The 18,328-nt window shown below is 69.2% G+C and carries 16 protein-coding genes; 14 read left to right on the top strand and 2 right to left on the bottom strand.

Annotated features, from left to right (window positions below; translation table 11 throughout):
- Position 1: 1 nt before the first annotated feature.
- On the bottom strand, positions 2-1,603 hold the full coding sequence (locus ACLBKU_RS15905; protein ID WP_410180538.1) for an amidohydrolase family protein: 1,602 nt from the start codon (positions 1,601-1,603) through the stop codon (positions 2-4).
- A gap of 277 nt (positions 1,604-1,880) precedes the next feature.
- Here ACLBKU_RS15905 and ACLBKU_RS15900 point away from each other — a divergent pair, with 277 nt between their 5' ends.
- From ACLBKU_RS15900 to ACLBKU_RS15835, 14 genes are all read left to right on the top strand, one after another.
- Positions 1,881-2,423 (top strand): thermostable hemolysin, encoded by a 543-nt coding sequence (locus ACLBKU_RS15900; RefSeq protein ID WP_410180537.1) that lies wholly within the window; start codon positions 1,881-1,883, stop codon positions 2,421-2,423.
- Positions 2,420-4,474, top strand: coding sequence for an AMP-binding protein (locus tag ACLBKU_RS15895; RefSeq protein ID WP_410180536.1), 2,055 nt, complete (start codon positions 2,420-2,422; stop codon positions 4,472-4,474). Before ACLBKU_RS15900 ends, ACLBKU_RS15895 begins: the two co-directional genes overlap by 4 nt.
- Positions 4,461-5,234 (top strand): SDR family NAD(P)-dependent oxidoreductase, encoded by a 774-nt coding sequence (locus ACLBKU_RS15890; protein ID WP_410180535.1) that lies wholly within the window; start codon positions 4,461-4,463, stop codon positions 5,232-5,234. Before ACLBKU_RS15895 ends, ACLBKU_RS15890 begins: the two co-directional genes overlap by 14 nt.
- A gap of 3 nt (positions 5,235-5,237) precedes the next feature.
- Entirely contained in the window at positions 5,238-5,885 is a 648-nt protein-coding gene (locus tag ACLBKU_RS15885) for a tetratricopeptide repeat protein (RefSeq protein WP_410180534.1), read from the top strand.
- Positions 5,886-5,887: 2 nt separating this feature from the next.
- On the top strand, positions 5,888-6,511 hold the full coding sequence (locus tag ACLBKU_RS15880; RefSeq protein ID WP_410180533.1) for a class I SAM-dependent methyltransferase: 624 nt from the start codon (positions 5,888-5,890) through the stop codon (positions 6,509-6,511).
- A gap of 21 nt (positions 6,512-6,532) precedes the next feature.
- Entirely contained in the window at positions 6,533-7,144 is a 612-nt protein-coding gene (locus ACLBKU_RS15875; RefSeq protein WP_410180532.1) for an RNA polymerase sigma factor, read from the top strand.
- On the top strand, positions 7,141-8,076 hold the full coding sequence (locus tag ACLBKU_RS15870) for a FecR family protein (RefSeq protein ID WP_410180531.1): 936 nt from the start codon (positions 7,141-7,143) through the stop codon (positions 8,074-8,076). Before ACLBKU_RS15875 ends, ACLBKU_RS15870 begins: the two co-directional genes overlap by 4 nt.
- Positions 8,036-10,363, top strand: a complete 2,328-nt coding sequence (locus tag ACLBKU_RS15865) for a TonB-dependent receptor domain-containing protein (RefSeq protein WP_410180530.1) — start codon at positions 8,036-8,038, stop codon at positions 10,361-10,363. Before ACLBKU_RS15870 ends, ACLBKU_RS15865 begins: the two co-directional genes overlap by 41 nt.
- A gap of 373 nt (positions 10,364-10,736) precedes the next feature.
- The gene (locus tag ACLBKU_RS15860; protein ID WP_410180529.1) at positions 10,737-11,291 is read left to right on the top strand and encodes a hypothetical protein; all 555 of its coding nucleotides are present in this window, start codon (positions 10,737-10,739) and stop codon (positions 11,289-11,291) included.
- 22 nt (positions 11,292-11,313) lie between these two features.
- Complete coding sequence (locus ACLBKU_RS15855) at positions 11,314-11,865, top strand: hypothetical protein (protein WP_410180528.1); 552 nt, start codon at positions 11,314-11,316, stop codon at positions 11,863-11,865.
- Between the two features lie 55 nt (positions 11,866-11,920).
- Positions 11,921-12,475 carry a hypothetical protein gene (locus ACLBKU_RS15850; protein ID WP_410180527.1) on the top strand — a complete coding sequence of 185 codons (555 nt, stop codon included), beginning with the start codon at positions 11,921-11,923 and terminating at the stop codon, positions 12,473-12,475.
- A 162-nt stretch (positions 12,476-12,637) separates the two neighbouring features.
- Entirely contained in the window at positions 12,638-13,408 is a 771-nt protein-coding gene (locus ACLBKU_RS15845) for a molecular chaperone (RefSeq protein WP_410180526.1), read from the top strand.
- Between the two features lie 91 nt (positions 13,409-13,499).
- On the top strand, positions 13,500-16,628 hold the full coding sequence (locus ACLBKU_RS15840) for a fimbria/pilus outer membrane usher protein (protein WP_410180525.1): 3,129 nt from the start codon (positions 13,500-13,502) through the stop codon (positions 16,626-16,628).
- Positions 16,625-17,521: a hypothetical protein gene (locus tag ACLBKU_RS15835; protein WP_410180524.1), complete on the top strand. Its 897-nt coding sequence runs from the start codon at positions 16,625-16,627 to the stop codon at positions 17,519-17,521. The genes ACLBKU_RS15840 and ACLBKU_RS15835 overlap by 4 nt, the downstream gene beginning before the upstream one ends.
- Here the strand turns inward: ACLBKU_RS15835 and ACLBKU_RS15830 are convergent.
- Complete coding sequence (locus tag ACLBKU_RS15830) at positions 17,518-17,880, bottom strand: hypothetical protein (RefSeq protein ID WP_410180523.1); 363 nt, start codon at positions 17,878-17,880, stop codon at positions 17,518-17,520. The genes ACLBKU_RS15835 and ACLBKU_RS15830 overlap by 4 nt on opposite strands.
- Between the last annotated feature and the right edge of the window lie 448 nt (positions 17,881-18,328).

The following is an 18,328-nucleotide window of genomic DNA, read 5'->3' as shown; positions in this document are numbered from 1 at the left end:
ATCAGCCAACGAAATCGCGCGCGGCCTTGTTCAGCGAGAAGCGCGCCAGCCAGCGGACCAGATGGCGGGAGAAGCGGTTCTCGAACCGGCGCTGCTCAACCCGGATCGCGCTGTCGAGGTCGCTTGCGAAGAGGCACGCCCCGCCGCAGATCGTCGCCTTGATCGTGTCGGGCGACCAATCGGGCGCAAAGGGCGATCGCTGGGTGACGATCAGGTCCGCCCGCTGGCCGACCGCGATCCGGCCCGCATCCTCGACACCAAGCTTCCGCGACGCTTCAGGCCCCGCCATCCGCCACACCTGCTCGCGCGGGACACCGGCCGCCTCGAAGGCGCGCATCTCGTCATGCAGGGCGATGCCGGGGATGATGAAGGGTTGCTGGGTATCGGTGCCGAGCCTCAGGTCGACGCCCGCCTTGACCGCCTCTCCCACCACTTCGATCTTGCGCGCAAAGGCATCGCGGGCGCGGTCGAAATCCTCGGGCGTGATGCCGCGATAGACCGGCAGGCCGTGGTCAGGGTGCCAGACGATGTCGGTGTAGAAGCCGGGCAGCAGCCGGGTGTCGGGCGCGGTGCGTTGTGCTTCCCAATCCTCCATCCGCAGCAAGCCGCGGGTGGTGACAAGCGTGGGTGTCATGGCAAGGCCGTGGGCGAGGCATCCCTCGATCACCTGCTCGATCCGCGCGCGATCGACCGATTGCCAGTCGATGTTGCGATTGAGGATGTGATCGCGCCGCAGCGAGGCGGGTCCGGGGATGCCGAAACCGTGCTGCGCATCGGGAAGGCGCGCATCCTCGAGCCGGAGCGGCGTCGGAACGTGCCCCATGACCTGCATCCCCGCAGCCTCGGCGGCGCGGCACAGGGCGGCGATGCGCGGCGCATCGAGGTTCTCGTAGGCCTTGATCCAGCTTGCGCCGGCGAATTTGAGGCGATCGACAATCGCCTCGGCCTCGTCCGGGCGCGTCATGGCGATGGTGTTGCCCCAGCGGGCGCGACCGTCACCGACGAAGGCGTAGGCGTAGTGGATTTGCGGTCCGGGCAGCGCGCCCGACTGGACCAGTGCCAGCGCCGCCGGGGTCGACGAACCGTCCGGATCGCCCGCATCGCGCGCACGCACCACCCCGAAGCGCAGGTTCAGCAGCATGAACAGCGGGGTCAGCCGCAGGATGTTGTCCGGCGGCATGTGGATATGCATGTCGGTCAGCGCGGTTGTGACGACATGGCCGCGCAGTGCCTCGATCACCCGCACCGCGCCGCCGATGGTGCCGGGCGCGTGGATACCGGCAATCCGCCCGCCCTCGACCAACAGATCGACCAGCCCTTCCGGTGCACGGCCCGCCTCATGGAGGGTGACGCCCGGCAGGACGAATGGCCCGCGTTCCACCGGGACTTTTGGACGCGCCCCAGCCACGCTGTCGCGCCAGGCGGCAAAGCCTTTGTCCAGCAGCACGGCAGGCTTCGTCGCGCCGCTCGCCAGAGGCGCGCTCCCGCCGCCGCCCCCGCCGCAGCACGAGGCGTTGGTCATCTGATGGGCTGCATCGAGGAACGCAGGCCAGTCGTCGCCCGGCATTGTCGGGGCATGGTGATGATGGTGCAGATCGGGCATGAAGATATCTGATCATACGTTCAGATAGGAGTCGAGTCCCTATGCGAACATTTGTTCAGATTTCTGGCGGCAGCGAGCATGAGCCTTCGCCTGTCTGTCGGGGCGCATCAAAACGCTGCGCCCAGATGCCGACACTGAACTCGAAGCTGGAGATCCTGCTGTCGCAGACTGCGGTCCAGTGATCCTGATCTAATCGTACAACGAAAAAAATCATGCTGGCCGACTGCGGATCATCGCGGGCGGCGGCGTCATGGCTCCGAAGCAAAGGAGCAACGGCGTGACCGATCCCCAGCGGCGACTTGTGTGCGAGACCTATTCGCGGGCCTTCGGTGCCTGCATCGATCCTGCCTCCCAACAGTTCCTGTCCGAGACCCGGGCCGAAGTGCCGCTCGCCGTGCTGGGCTACACCCGCGCCGGGCCTGAGCCGCTGTTCCTCGAGCGTTATCTCGACGCGCCTGTCGAGACATTGGTCGGCGCGGCGTTCGGCTGCCGGGTGGGGCGTTCCCAGATCGTCGAGCTGGGCAATCTGGCTGCCTGCAACGGCTGGGCTGCGGTCAAGCTGTGGAGCCGGGCGGCCAATGATCTCGGCGCCGAGATGGAATTCGCGGTCGCCACGCTGACCGCTCCGCTCAGGGAGATGTTCGCGCGCATCGGCCTGCCGATCGCGGTGCTCGCACCCGCGCTGCCGTCTCCCGCCGAGCGCGCAAGCTGGGGCTCCTATTACGACGCCGACCCGCAGGTCTGCGCTGGCCGCATCGCTGCCGGGCAGGAGGCCATCGCCCGCTTTTTCGCCAACCGTCGCACCGGAGTTGCTGCATGACCCTGATGATCGAAACCCTGCGCCGTCACGCCGCCACGATCCCCGAACGGATCGCCATCGATCCGCTGGTTGGCACGCCGGTGTCCTATGCGGGACTGCTGGGGCAGGTCGAGACGGCGGCGGCGCAGCTGCATGCCGATTTCCCGCAGGGAGAAGCCGTCGCGCTCCAGTGCGATCACGGGGTGACGGCCACGGTCCTCGAACTGGCGCTGCTCGAGGCCGGCCTGCCGGTGCTCTCGCTCCCGCGCTTCTTCACGCCCGAGCAGACCCGCGGGGCGCTCGCCGCAAGCGGCATCGCGGCGGTGTTCGAGGAGGGCGAGACACTGCGCCGCCGCAGGGCCGCGCCCGCACCGTTGCCGGAGGGGACGGCGCGGATCACCTTCACCTCGGGCTCGACCGGCGATCCCAAGGGCGTGTGCCTTTCGGCTGCGCATATGCTGGAAGTGGCCGCTGCGATCGTCGCAGGCGTCGGGGCGCACCATGCCGGGCGCCACCTTGCATTGCTGCCGCCGGGAATCCTGCTGGAGACGGTCGGCGGGCTGTTCCCGACGATGCTTGCGGGCGGCACCTATGTCTGCCCGCCGCAGGCCGCCGTGGGCCTTGCCGATCCCTTCCGCCCCGACTTCGCCGCGATGCTCGACACCATCGAGACCGGCCGCATCACCTCGCTCATCCTCGTTCCCGAATATCTCGGCGGCCTCGTCCGCGAGATGGTCCGCAGCGGCCGGCGTCTCCCCCAATTGACGCTGGTCGCGGTCGGCGGCGCGCGTGTTCCCGCAGAACTGGTTGAGCACGCGCGTTCGCTGGGGCTGCCGGTGCGGCAGGGCTACGGCCTCACCGAATTCGGCTCGGTGGTCTCGCTGGAGAGCGAGCAGCCGGTGGGAACGGGTTCGGCAGGCCAGCTCCTCCCCCATGTCACCGCGCGCATCGCCAAGGATGGCGAGATCATTCTGTCCGGCCCGCAATGCCTCGGCACGATCGGCGCGCCCTCGGCGGGCGGCGAATATGCGACCGGCGACATCGGCAGGATCGACGCGGCCGGGCAGCTGTGGATCGAGGGCCGCAAGTCGAACCTCATCGTCACCAGCTACGGCCGTAACATCTCGCCCGAATGGATCGAGAGTGCGCTCGTCATGCAGCCGGAGATCCTCCAGGCGATGGTCCACGGCGAAGGCTTGCCGCAGCCCGAGGCGCTGATCGTTCCGGCCCATGCCGATGCCGACATCGCCGCCGCCGTCGCCCGGGCGAATGACGCGCTGCCCGACTATGCGCAGGTCGCCGCGTGGCGGGAGGTGGCGCACTTCACCCCGATGAACGGCCAACTCACCGGCAATGGCCGCCTGCGCCGCAAGGCCATCGCCGACCACTGGCTGTCCGGGGAGCTGAGCTTCTCCAAGCAGCTCGAGGCAGCGACGATCCGTGACCGGCTGCGCTTCCTCGCCGTGCCGCAGGTGCAGGCGGGGCTTTCCGGCGACATCAGCCTCACGGTCTATCGCAACTACCTCGCGCAGGCCTGGCACCATGTGCGCCACACCGTGCCGCTGATGGAGGAGGCCCGCGCGCGGCTTCTCCACCGTCCGGAGCTGGTCGAAGCCCTCGATGAATACATCGAGGAGGAGACCGGCCACGACGAGTGGATCCTCTCCGACATCGCGGTCGCCGGCGGGGATGCCGAAGCCGTGCGCCGCAGCGCCCCGGCACCCGCCACCGCCGCGATGGTCGCTCACGCCTACGAGACGATCCGGGGCGGCAACCCCGTGGCCTTCTTCGGGATGGTCTATGTGCTCGAAAGCGTCTCCGTCGCCCTCGCCTCACGCGGAGCCGGCGCGGTGGCCGAGAAGCTCGGCCTGCCCCCGCAAGCCTTCACCTACCTGACCTCGCACGGCGCGCTCGACATGGATCACATCGTGTTCTTCGCAAACCTTGTCGACGGGCTCCCGCACGAGGAAGACCGCGCCGCGATCACCCAGATGGCGCGCGAGATGTTCGGCCTGTTCGGCGGGATGTTCGCCGGGCTCGATCTGGAGGCCCAAGCCCATGAAGCCGCTTGAGGGAAGGATTGTCGCGATCACCGGCGCGGCAGGCGGGCTCGGCGCGCCGGTCGCCCGGGCGATGCGGGCGGCAGGCGCGCTGGTGATCGGGATCGACCGCGTGCCTTGCGCCGATTGCGATGCGAGCATCGTCACTGATCTGGCCGACGATGCCGCGCTTGCCGCGCTGGCCACAAGGCTGTCGCAGGACACGCCCGACATCCTCGTCAACATCGCCGGGGTGATGCGCTTCGGTCTCCACGAGAGCCAGCCCGACGAGGCCCTGGCCCTGTGCTACCGCGTCAACCTGCTCGTCCCCGCGATCCTCGTCCGCGCGGTGGCAGCGCCGATGCAGGCAAGGGGCAGCGGGCAGATCGTCAACATCGGCTCGGTGCTCGGCGCGATCCCCTATCCGTGGTTCGCCGCCTATTCGAGCAGCAAGGCGGGTCTCGCCGCCCTCAGCCAGGCGCTGCGGCGCGAGCTGGCGGGGAGCGGGGTGGTGGTCACCCACGTTAATCCGCGCGCGGCGAGGACACCGTTCAACAATGCACAGGTCAACCGCTTCCTCGAGATCACGGGGATGAAGGCCGACGAGCCCGAATGGGTCGCAGACCGCATCGCCCGCGCCATCCTCGCCCGCCGCGAGACTGTGTCGATCGGGTGGATGGAGCGGATCTACGCCGCGCTCAACTCGCTCGCCCCCGGGCTGATCGACACCGGCCTTGCCCCTCAGGTGCGCAAGGCGCGCGCCGAATTCCAACTGCCTTTCACAGGAGCCTGAACCATGAAGACCATCCCCACCCGCCTCAAGCTTGCCGCCGCCGCCGCGCTGCTCGCCTTCACCCCCGCCGCCGCCTTTGCCGGCATGAAGGAGGACGTGAAGGCCATCAACGACGGCTGGGCGCACATCGCCTACGAGGTGAAGGGATCGAGCACCCAGACCAAGGCGCTCGACAAGCTGGCCGCGCAGGCCGCCGCGCTGGTTGCGCGCTATCCGGGCAAGGCCGAACCGCTGCTGTGGCAGGGCATCGTTACCAGCGAACAGGCCAACCGCGCGAACATGTTCCACCAGCTCGGCCTGGCCAAGGAAGCGCGCGACATTCTCGTCAAGGCCTATGCCATCGACCCCAGGGTGGCCGCCGGCGGGGCGGCGATGAGCCTTGGTGTGCTCTATTACAAGGTGCCCGGATCGCCGATCGGCTTCGGTGATGATGCCAAGGCGAAGAAGCTGCTGAAGGAGGCGCTGGCGCTAGACCCCCAAGGGATGGATGCCAACTACTTCTATGCCGACTTCCTCCACGATCAAGGCGACGATGCCAGCGCCAAGCTGTTCGCCGAAAAGGCTCTGCGCGCCGCGCACGATCCCGCCCGGCCGGCATGGGATGCGGGCCGTCGCCGCGAGATCCAGGCGCTGCTCGCCAAGCTGCGCTGACCGTGACCGCCAGGGGACTGACCCGGACGCTGGCGCGGCAGCTCGCTCACCCGTCTGGGGTGGGCGGGCTGCTTCTCGGCAAGGCGATGGACCTCGCCAACCGCCGGCCGACGCGCCGTGCGGTCGAGCTGCTCGACCCGCGTGCCGGAGAGACCGTCTGCGATGCAGGCTGCGGCACCGGCCGCGCGCTCGGGCAGGTGCTGGCGCGGGCCGATTGCAGGGTGACCGGTATCGATCCCTCCGAGCGGATGCTGTCCGACGCGCGGCGGCATCTGGGCGGGCGCGCCGAACTCCTGCGCGGCACGGTCGAGCAGCACGGGCCTGGCGCGCGCCGCTTCGATGCGATGCTCGCGCTCAACGTACTCTACTTCGCCCGAGACGACGGTGCGATGCTGCGCGCGCTCCATGCCATGCTCGCCCCCGGCGGACGGCTCGTCGCCTATGTCACCGCGCGCGAGACGATGGCAGGATGGGGCTTCACCCGCGCCGGATATCACCGGCTCTACGATCCGGAAGAGCTGCTCGCCGCGCTGGTCGGCGGAGGTTTCCAGCCCGATCGCATCGCCATCCATCGCGAACCCGTCGGCTTCGGCGCGGTCGGGCTTTTCGCCATTGCCCAAGGCTGAGGCCTGCCTATGATCCGTGCCATGACGGCTGAGGGGCCCGGACGCACCAGCGCAGGACTGGCGGCGCTGATCGAGGCGCACCGGGGCGAGTTGCTGCGCTTTCTCGCCTCGCGCTGCGGCGATGCCGACGTCGCACAGGACCTGCTTCAGGAATTGTGGCTGAAGCTGGCCGACACCGATCCCGGCCCTATCGCCAATGGTCGCGCCTATCTGATGCGCGCCGCCAACAACCTCGCGCTCGATCGCCTGCGCGCCCGGCGCCGGGCCATGACCCGCGACCGGCGCTGGCTGGAGGAGGACGCGGGCGGCGACCTGCTGAATCGTCCCGACCCGGCCCCACGGGCGGACGAAGCGCTGCTCGAGGCGGAGGAGGCGGCCGTGCTCGAAGCGGCGATCACCCGCCTGCCGGACGGCGCGCGCCGGGCGCTGCGCCTCTACCGCTTCGAGGGGATGAAACAGCACGAGATCGCCGAGGTCATGGGCATCACCCGAAGCGGCGTCGAGAAGCACCTCGCGCTCGCCATGAAGCAACTGCGCGACAGCCTCGCCGACTGCGGATTTTTCGATGCGGCGGCGTCTCGGGAACAGCCACACACCAACCGCGGGGGCAGCCGCCAGGACGAGACGACATGAACAGGGACGCAGACACGATCACCGCGCGCGCCGCCCGATGGCACCTCGCCACCGCAAGCGACGACATGGACTGGGACGGCTTTGCCGACTGGCTCGACGCCGATCCGCGCCACCGCGCCGCCTATGACGAGATCGCGCTGACCGACGCCGCGCTCGGCGAAGTCGGCATGGCGGAAGAAGCGCCCGCACCCCTCGCCGCCAATGACGACGAGCGGCCGCCGCGCCGCCGCGGATGGGCGGTGTGGGGCGGCGGGGCGCTGGCGGCGAGCCTTGCGGCTCTTGCGCTTGTCACGCAGCTGTCCGACCCCGCGCCGGTAACCTATGCCACGCAATCCGGGGCGCAGACCATCGCGCTGGCCGACGGCTCGCGGATTGCGCTCGCCCCGCACAGCCGCCTCACCATCGAAGGCCGCCGGCAGGACCGCATCGCGCTCGAGGGCGGGGCATGGTTCGAGATCCGCCACGATCCCTCGCGCCAGCTGGTGATTGACGCGGGCGGGGTCGCGATCAGCGATGTCGGCACCAGCTTCGATGTGCAGACGACGGCCGGTCAGGTCGCCGTTGAGGTGGCCGAGGGGCAGGTCGCCCTGTCGAGCGATAGGCTCGAAAAGCCGGTGCAGCTCGTCGCCGGGCACGCCTTCCGGCTCGATGTGAAGGCCGGAACCGCCGTCACCCGTCCGTTGGAAGAAGGCGAGGCGGGCGAATGGCGCGAGGGGCGGCTCACCTATCGCAACGAAGCATTGGGGCTGGTCGCCGCCGACCTCGCCCGTTATGCCGGGGTCCGGATCGAACTGTCCGAGGGGATCGCAAATCGTCAGTTCTCAGGCACTCTGGCAGTGGGGAACGGCGAGGGCGCCGTGCGCGATCTCGCGCAGCTCATGGGCCTTGGCCTTGAGCGTAGCGGTACTGGCTATCGCCTGGTCGCCCGCTGAGGCGCAGACCCCGCCCGGCGCGGCACAGATCGACATCGCTCCGGGCTCGCTTCCCGCGGCCATCGCCGAACTCTCGCGCGAGGCGGGGGTGTCGATCGGCACCGAGGGCAGCCTGCCCGCCTTGCGCACCCCGCGGGTGAAGGGCCCGATGAGCGTCGATGCCGCGCTCGCCCGCCTGCTGGCAGGATCGGGCTACACCGCGCGCCGCGTCGGCCCGCGCGCCTGGCGGATCGAGCGCGCGCGGCCTGCTCCGCCGCCGCTCCCTGCCTCGCCTGCGCCGCCGATCGCTACGCCGCCGCCCGAGGCGATCGGCGAGCCCATCATCGTCACCGCCAGCAAGCGCGCCCGCGATCTCGCGGGCCTGCCGATGGCGGCGAGCGTGCTACGCTTTGCCCCAGATAGTATCGCCAGCACCGTCGAAGGCAGCGCCGGTATCGCCGGATCCATCGAGGGACTTTCCCTCAGCGGCCAGGGCCCGGGGCGAAACCGCATGTTCCTGCGCGGCATCGCCGACAGCCCCTTCAACGGCGAGACACAATCGACCGTCGCGGTGGTGCTCGACGACAGCCGCCTCACCTACACCGCGCCCGATCCCGATCTGCGGCTGGTGGATATCGAGCAGGTCGAAGTGCTGAAAGGCCCGCAAGGCTCGCTCTATGGTTCCGGCGCGCTCGGCGGCATCTACCGGATCGTCACCCGCAAGCCCGAACCGGGCGAGACCAGTCTCACGGTGTCGGCCGGCGGGCAGGTGATGGCGGCGGGCAGCACCGGCTATTCGCTCGCCGCTGTCGCAAACCTGCCCTTAGCCGGTGAGAGCGCCGCGGTGCGGCTGGTCGGCTACAGCGGCTATGACGCAGGCTGGATCGACAGCGGCCCGCGCGACGACGGCAACGCCACGCGGATCTTCGGCGTGCGGGGCGGCGTGCGGGTGCTGCTCGGCGGCGGGTGGGAAGCCGAGGCGGGCGGCGCGCTGCAATTGCTGGATTCGCAGGACACCCAATATGTCTACGCTCCCGAAAGGCGCAGCCGCCCCGCGCAGCTTGCCGAGCCGCACGACAATGACCTCACCCACGGCACGCTGCGGGTGACCGGGCGGATCGGCAGCGCCAACCTGACGGCCAGCACCGGCTACACCACGCACGAGATCAGCGAAGCCTTCGATGCCACGCAAGGCGCGCGAGGGTTCGGGCTGGCCGAACCCCGCCGCCTCGCCGACGACCGGCAGTTCCGCGTGTGGGACAGCGAGGCGCGGCTGAGCGGCAGCCTCGGCATGAGCGGGGACTGGCTGATCGGGGTCAGCCATCTCGAAGCGCGCCAGATACTTCGCATCAGCCTCGACAGCTTCAGCGTGCCGGGCGTCCTCGTGCTCGACGATGACCGGCGCACCAATGCCGACACCGCATTGTTCGGGGACATCTCGCTGCCGCTGAGCGCGAGCCTGCGGCTCGATGGCGGCGGGCGACTGTTCACAAGCACCACGCTCGAAAGCCGCGATCTTGCGGTCGGCCGCGTTGCGCGCCGCCAGACCAAGCGGGGTTTCACGCCGACGATGGCCTTGGCCTGGACCCCGCGCGCGGACCGGCTGATCTATCTGCGCTACGGGTCGGCGTTTCGTCCGGGGGGCGCGGATATTGCGGCGGACGGAACCCTCGAGCCGCTCGAGGCCGACGAGCTCCAGACGATCGAGGCAGGATGGCGCGAAACGCTGGCGGATGGCGGCACGCTGGAGGTGGGCAGCTATTTTTCGCACTGGGAGAATATCCAGTCCGATCTGCTGCGGCCCGACGGACTGCTGGAAAGCGCCAATGTCGGCACTGCGCGGATCATCGGCGCCGAAGCCAGCGCGTCCGTGCCCGTGGCGCCCGGCTGGCGGCTGGATGCCGGGGGCAGCCTTACCCATGCCACGCTGGTGAACGTTGCGGTGCCGCTGGGCCGCGATGATCTGCACCTGCCGGTGGTGCCCGATTTTACCCTGCGCGGCGGGCTCGACCACCGCTTCACGCTCGCCGGTGCGCCTGCCCGCATCGGGGTGCAACTGCGCTATCTCGGCCCGGCACGCCTGAGCTTCGACCCTGCCATCGACCAGCCGATGGGCAAGGTGCTGGAAAGCAACCTCACCGCGCAGGCGCGTCTGGCCGGGTTCGACCTCAGGCTCGACATCGACAATCTCCTCGACCGGCGCGACAACCTCTTCGCTTATGGCAACCCGCTGCGTTTCGCCGCTGGCCGGCAATTCACGCCGCAGAGCCCGTTCAGTGCAAGATTGACGTTGCAGCGGTCGTTCTAAGGTCTCGGGGACAATCCTGCCGCCAGAAGCGGCCTCGCCAAACAGTGGGTTCAGCCGAGAGCCGTCAAGCGACCCTTCAGAGCCCGACTGCCGACTTTGGACGGTTGCGTGCTCAGGCGATCACCGTCGGCAGCGCAGGGCAAATCGCGCTCGGCGGTGTAAGTTTCGGCAAGATCGAACTGGACCCATATGGCCTCCTTCGGCGCAAGGCGATCCGTAAGCTTACCCAGTCTCTCGGGCATAAACTGTTAGTTTACCCGTCTCCGCTATCTACGGCGTCGGAGTTTCCGTTCGACACGGCGGCGACCGCTGGAAGGAGCCCGGCCGGTTGCCGATCCTTTCGGGAGCCCTGTGTTCAAGAGAGGTGTGAGTCATGAGGTTCATTGCGCTGATCCTGGCTGCCGGCCTGATGGCCGCTCCGGGCGCAGCCGTGGCCCAGACCGTCACCTACAACGTCAATGCGCAGGTCCGGCAACTGTGCGGCGCCTACAACACCGAAGGCCAGGTGGTCGCGGTCGATTTCGGCGCGCTCGCCGACACCCCCCCCGCACAGTTCGTCCAGCGCGATGCGGGCGACATCACCTATCGCTGCAATGTCGCAGCCGGGTTCACCCGCACCGTCAGGTCGCAGAACAACGGTTGGCTGACGCTGGGCGGACAAGCCACCACCAGCGCCAACCGCCGCATCCGCTTCACCATGCAGCATCAGGGCGCCGACGGCTTCGGTTACGCCCAGCTGACCGCCCCGCGGGTGCGCACGCTGGTCGATGCGCCGGGCAGCCGCCGATACCTCAACGGCCAGACCGCGGTGATCCGCTTCCGCGCCTATGGCGTGCGCGGCCCCGCGACCACCGCCGGACCGGTCGGCACCACCGTCTTCGCGGGCAATTACCGCGACACCGTCACCCTCACCATCACCGCCAACTGACATGCGAAAGAAGGACAAGATTTTGCGCAAGTCCGCCCTCCTCGCCGCCGGCCTCGCCGCGCTTGCCGGAGCCCCGCTCGGCGCACAGAACCTCACCTACCAGATGAGCGCGCAGGTCGCGCCGGTGTGCGGCGTCTACAGCTCGAGCGGCACGGTGATCGACGTCAACTTCGGCTCGCTCGCGACCGTCGACCCCGCCACGACCGTGAACGCGGCTGCGGGCAGCGCCACCTATCGCTGCAACTCGACCGCCGGCTTCACCCGCACGATCGCCTCGCAGAACAACGGCTGGCTGACGCTCGACGGCGCGCCGACCACCCAGGACACCCGCCGCATCCGCTTCACCCTCGCCCACGGCGGCGGCAGCGGCCTCGGCTTTGCCGCGCGCCAGCTCACTGCGCCGGTGACCGGCAGCTTCCCCGGCAGCGGCACGTGGCTTGGGGGCCAAACCGGCGGGGTCTCGTTCCAAGCTTCCGGGGTGCGCGGTGCCCCGGCGGCCAACGGCGTGCCGGGCACGACCGTGCTTTCGGGCAACTACCGCGACACCGTGACGATCACGCTCACGGCCAACTGACCAGCGCTTGACCAACCGACCAGACCTTTCATTACCCAACCAGAGGACCAGACCAATGAAGACCAAGATTGCCCTTATCGCTGCCGGCCTCGCCGCTTTCGCTGCAGTCCCGGCCTCGGCCCAGAGCCTGACCTACAACCTCAACGCCCAGGTCGCGCCGACCTGCGGCGTGTACAACTCGGGCGGTGCGACCGTGCCGGTCGATTTCGGCCAGCTCGCCAGCGTTGCGACCAGCAGCACCGTCGACGTGGCGGCGGGCGAGGCGACCTATCGCTGCAACAGCGTGAACGGCTTCACCCGCACGATCACCTCGCAGAACAACGGCTACCTGACGCTCAACGGCACGACCACCACCGACAATGCGCGCCGTATCCGCTTCAACATGGCGCACACCGGCAACGCCGGTCTGGCCTTCACCGCCCAGCAGCTGGCCTCGCCGGTGAGCGCGACCTTCGGCGGCAGCACCGCGTTCCTCGCGGGCGAGACCGGCACCGTCAGCTTCCAGGCTTTCGGCGTGCAGGGTGCCGCAGGCGGCAACGGCGCACCGGGCACCACGGTCTATGCGGGCAACTACCGCGACACCGTGACCATCACCGTCACCGCGCTCTGAGTGTCCGGCCGGGGGCGCTGCCCCCCGGCACAGGGCCTGCGAAAAGTGGTGGAGCCCCGCTGCGGGTTCCACCACTTTTTTCATGCGCCGCTTGTCCGCGCTCCGAGTTAACCCTTATTAGCAAATCAGGTTAATTTCGCGGCACGAACGGCTCCCATCATCATGAACATCGGTACGAGGCTTTCGCTCATCGCCGGGCGCAGCACGCGTCCCCTGCGGCATATCGCGGTCGCCATCGCGGCGGCGCTCGCACTGGTGGTGGCGGGCGCGGTGCAGGCCTACGAGGTGACGCCGATGCGCGTCTTCCTCCAGCCCGGCGGTGGGCAGAACAGCGCCACCATCACGATCAACAACATCCGCACCGAGCCGCTCCCGGTCGAGATCCAGGTGTTTCGCCGGGTGGTCAAGGCGGACGGCGAGCAGGTGTTCGAGCCGGCCGACGACGAGTTCATCACCTTTCCTCCGCAGGTGCAGATTCCCGCCGGACAGTCGCAGGCGATCCGCATCCAGTATGTCGGCGAACTGGGCGAGACGTCGCAGGCCTTCGTCGTGCAGGTGACCGAGGTGCCGGTGAACAAGCTCGAGGGCACCGGCATCCAGTTCACCTACAACTTCGGCGTGGCGGTCTATGTCCAGCCGCCCCGGGCCCGCGCGCGGCTGGCGGTGAGCGAGGCGGCGGCGGCGGACGGCGTGCTGCGCTTCAAGGTCGCCAACAGCGGCAATGACTACGGTTTCCTGACCGGGCAGGTGCTTGAATACAATGTCGGCGGCACGCGCGTCACCTTGACCCCGGACGATGTCGCGACCCTCGTCGCCAACCCGATCGTGCCGCCGGGCGCGACCCGCGAATTCGCGCTGCCGCTCGACAAGAGCATCGCTGCCGCGGCGGCCACCGGGCCGGTCGACGTCCGGCTGCTGCGCGGTGAGAGCTGAGGCAGGCCGCCGTGCCCCCGCCCGGCCATGCGACGGGGGCCGGCGGGTGATGACGGCCTGACCGGTGGGGCGCGGGGGGCGTATTTCGGGCGTGACGCGGCACGGGCGGCTGATGCTGGTCCCGCTGCTGACGGCGACCGGCAGTGCCGCCTGGGCCGCGCCCGCGGCCATCGGCACGGATGCCGGCGCCGCGCCGATCCCTCCTGACCCGATCGCCCCCGACGTCGCCGCCGCCGTCGCCGCGACCGCCGCGATCCGGAACCCGCGCGCCCCGCAGGCGAGTCTGTTCATCATGCACCCCGTGCTCGAGGGTCACCGCCTGCCGCAGGTGACCGCCGAGTTCGATGCGATCGAATTGCGGGGGATCGAGGCGGGCTCGCTCTACTTCGCGCTCGGCCAGCGCCTCTCGGCGGTCCACCGCGACGAGCTGCGGCGCGAGGCGGGGCGCTTCCTGCCGGTGGCGCGGTTGCAGGACATGGGGATCGTCGCGGCCTATGATCCGGCAAACCTGACACTCAGCTTCGCGCTGGTGCCCGAGGCGGCGGCCGCGCCCGTGTTGTCACCTCCCGCCGACCCTCGCCTCATCGCGCCGCTGCGTGCGCTCGATCTGCGCGGGGGCGAGGCGCCTGTCCTGTTCGGCGCCCTTACCGATCTCGCCGAACAATCGCTGCGCAAGTTCGAAGGCAGCCGGCTGGTCGCGGTCCGGGCCGATGGCAGCGTGGTCCCGGTCGATGCCCCGCAAGGTCCGGCACCCAAGCCTCCGACGCTCGCCGCCGCCGAGCCGCGCGAAGGTGCCCGGGACATCCCTCCGCCCGCCCCCGCCCCGCCCCCGGCCGACCCCGCACCGCCCCCCGCCCCCGCAGCCCCGCGCCCGCCACGCGTCAGCCGGATCTCGATGCCACCGGTGCTCGGCGGCAACCGGCTCGCGCTGGTCACCGCCGAGCTGACCCTCACCGAACTGCGCGGCATCGAGGCCGGCTCGCTCGAAAGCGCACTCGGCGACAAGCTCGCCGCCGCGCGGCGGGGCGATCTGAAGCGCGAGGCGGGCAATTTCCTGCCCGTCGACCGGCTCGCCGCGCTCGGCATCACCGCCGCCTATGATCCGGCCAACCTCATTATCAACCTCGCCATCGCGCCCGAGGCGGTGGGGGCGCAGACCTTCGACTTCATGGGCGATGTCAAGCTTGGCGCAGCCGAGAGGGTCCAGCCCGCCGATTTCGCCCTCGGCATCACCGGCAATCTCGTGGGCAGCCACGATTTCAGCGATCCGCAGCGCAGCACGCGGCTCGCCTACAACTTCGCCGGCTTTCTCAACATCGGCGGGCGAGACCGCGGCGGCTATCTGCTGTTCGGCGGGCTGGTGAACCTTGCAGGCCGGGCACAGCGCACCTTCGAGCGCGACCGGCTGGTGCTGTTCAAGGACTTCGAGGGCCCGGCGCTGCGGGTGGCGGCGGGCGATCTCAACGCGGGGCTCCCGCTGATCGCGGGCGAGGTCGATGTCGCGGGAATCTCGCTCGAGCGGCGCTACGATGCGCTCCAACCCTTGCGCAACATCCGCCCCACCGGCCGCCGCCAGTTCACCCTCGACCGCCCGGCGCGGATCGAGATCTACGCCAACGGCGCGCTGGTCCAGGCGCTCGACGTCAATGCCGGGCCGGTCGATCTCAACCGCATCCCTGCGCTTTCGCTCTCGACCAACATCCGGATCATCGTCGAGGATGCGACCGGGCGGCGCGAGATCGACAGCTTCACGCTGGCCAACGACATCGAATTGCTGGGCAAGGGGCTAAGCGAATTCAACGTGACAGCGGGCTTCATGCGCAAGCCCGCCGCGAGCGGCTTCGCCTATTCCGCAACGCCCCTGCTGACCGGCCAATACGCCCGCGGCTTCAGCGACCTGCTGACCGCGGGCGCGCATTTCGCGCTGATGGCCGATTACCAGAACGTCGGCGTGACGGTGGCGGGCGTCGTGCCGGGCGGCACGCTGATCGCCGGCGCCAGCGCGAGCCACCACCGCCCCAGCGGCGATCTGGGATATGCGGTCAGCCTTGCCTATCGCGGCGATCCCTTTCGTCTCTCGGACCTCGGCGGCCAGCTCAATTTCCGGCTTGATTACCGGTCCGCCGATTACCGCCGACTGTCGCAGTCGCTCGCGCCCGATCCGGTCAAGCTCGACATGGCGCTCGATTACCGGGTGAGCCTGTCCGAACGCGTGGCACTTTCGCTCGGCGGCAATTATCTCGAGAACCACGGCGGCGCACCTGCCACCCGCGCGGTGTTCGCCGGCGTGCAGGCCTCCTTCGGCCGGGTGCTCGCTTCGGCGACCGCGCGCTATGCCGATATCGGCGGGCGCGAGGATCGCGGCATCCTTGCAACGCTGACCATCCCGCTCGGTCGGAGCCATTTCTCCACCGCGAGCTACGACACCGTCACCCGCCAGGCGCGGCTCGAGGCGCGGCGGGTGCGCGACATTACCGTGCCCGAGTTCGATTACGGGTTGATCGCAGAGCGCACTCCGCTGTTCGGCCGCCTCACCGGACAGGCGCGCTATGCCAATTCTCGGCTCAATCTCGATGTCGAGATGGTGGGGACCCGCGCGGAAGCGGCGAGCGGGCTGCGCGATTCCAACCTCGTCAATTTCCGCCTGCAATCGGGCATTGCCTTCGCCGACGGCGAGTTCGGCATCGGCCGCAACCCGGGGCGCGGCTTCGTGATGGTCGATCGCCACGCCTCGCTCAAGGACGCGCGCGTGGAGGTCGAGACCAGCGGCATCGGGCGGCGTGCGGGGCAGAGCAACCAGATGGGGCCCGCCGTGGTCGGCCAGCTTTCGGGCTACCGGCCCGACAATATCCGCGTCAGCGTGCTCGGCGCGCCGCCGGGTTACGATATCGGCGCGGGCGAATATCTCACCCTGCCCGGCGCCTTCAGCGGCGTGCGGCTGACGATCGGAAGCGACGCCTACCGTTCGGCGCTGGTGACCTTCGTCATGCCCGACGGCGCGCCGGTGAAGCTAGCCGACGGGGTGGTGCGCAACCTTGCGACGGGCGAGACCAGCGGGGTGTTCACCAATGCGGCAGGGCGCGCAGTGCTCTCCAAACTTGGCGCAGGGCACTACCGGGTGGAATTCGTGGGCGGGGACCTGGTGTTCGAATTCGCCGTGGCCGAAGATGCTCCAGCGATCATCCGGCTGGGGACGCAGAAGGTCGAGGTGGCACGATGACACGCGGTTGGATCACACCTTTGGTGCGCGCGGCTGCGTTGCTGGCGGTGTGGGCGGGGCTTGCGGCCAGCAGCGCCGCGCTGGCGCAGAACGGCGGCGGCGCCTGCCCGGGCGGCTACCAAATCACCGGGCGTCAGGCGAGCGGGCAGAGCTATGACCCCAACCAGGCCAACCGCACCGTGCTCCAGATCACGCTCCAGGCTGCGGGCGCGGACATCGCCCCCGGCTGCACCAGCGCGCCCGTCACCATCACCCCGCAATCGAGCACCGCCTTCGTTTTTGCCAACGGGGCCTATCAGTTGGGCTTCGTCCAGCTCAATTCGAGCCAGGTCTCGCGGGCCAACGTCACCCGCTTCGAGCTTTCGGGCAACGCCCGCAACCGGCTGGTGCGCGGCGAGGCGGTGACGATCGACCTGTTCGAGATCAGCGCCGGGCAGTTCCCCGCCGCGGGCGAATATCGCGGCACGGTGCTGGTGCAGGTCGGAAGCGCGCTGCCGCAGGCGGTGCTGTTCACGATCGCGGTGCGCCCGGCGATCAAGTTCCTCGCCGAGCAGGGCGCGACGACCCGCGATCTGAGCTTCGGCGAGGTGACCGCGGGCTCGGTGATCCGCACCGCCGTCTTCTACCAGAGCAATGCGGCGGTCAGCATCACCATCCAGTCGCAGAACCGCGGCCAACTGGTCCACACCGTGCTGGGGCCGATCCGCGCGATCCCCTACCGGCTGAGCTATGATAGCGCAGCGGTCAACCTTTCAACCGGGGCGCAGGTCAGCCGCCCGTTCCGCGGCCTCATCGCCCAGCGCGACGAGATGGTGCTCGAGGTCGCGCCCGGCACCGGGCGGCTCGCGGGCGAATACCGCGACGTGCTGACCTTGCTCTACACAGCCTATTAGAGCGGCTGGAGCGTCACGGCCACCTGCCCGGCGCCGACAGGCTGGGCGAGCTCGATGGTGGTCAGGGCATAGCCGGGGCGAAGGCTGCTGATGGTAACCGTACTGCCGCTGATTTGCACCGGCCCGGCTGTGCTGCGCGCCGCACGCAGGCTCCCCGCGCCGGTGCCACCGGAGACATTGAGCTGGTAGCGCTCGGCATTGCAGTTGGTGGCGACGGCAATTCCCGCATTCTGATCGCCAGGTGCTTCCACCGAAAGGATCGCACAGATTACCGGGACGCTCGCCTCGATCTGCCAGCGCAAGCCATCTGCCGCCGATGCGGCCGGGACTGAGACCGATGCAAGGGAGGAGCCCAGCATGAGCCCGAGCCGACCAGGCAAAGCAAGTCCGCGCGAAAGTCCGAACGGATGCGACATAGCTCGGCCTCCCTTGCCAACGGCATGACCTTTCGCGCGCCCTCCTCGAACGCGCCACGAGGCCCGTTGGGAGGCAGGACGGCGCGAATGTGATGCTCTTAAGGGGCTGTTAGCAATTGCCCGGGCTTGCGCGTCTTGGCGCTGTGCCGATGGGAGACGACCGTGGAGGCAAGCCTTAAGCGCCCGACGCTCGATCGATGTCTTGGCCGGTTCGCCTCACGCGGCGGATGGTTTCTCACGCCCGGACGATGCCGGAACCGGAGTGACTGCTTCTGTCGAAAGCCTGCTTGCGGGTGACGTTCTGGATGCTGCACATGGCCGTGGCACCCTGTTGTGGTGCTTCGGCCGGATGCGGTTGCAAGAAACGCGTTCTTTCGGTTTCTTGGATTTC

This window comes from Erythrobacter sp. NE805 (genome assembly GCF_046452355.1).
Lineage (GTDB): Bacteria > Pseudomonadota > Alphaproteobacteria > Sphingomonadales > Sphingomonadaceae > Erythrobacter.
The sequence above is the reverse complement of the archived record's forward strand: the minus strand, read 5'-3'. Positions and strand labels throughout refer to the sequence as shown.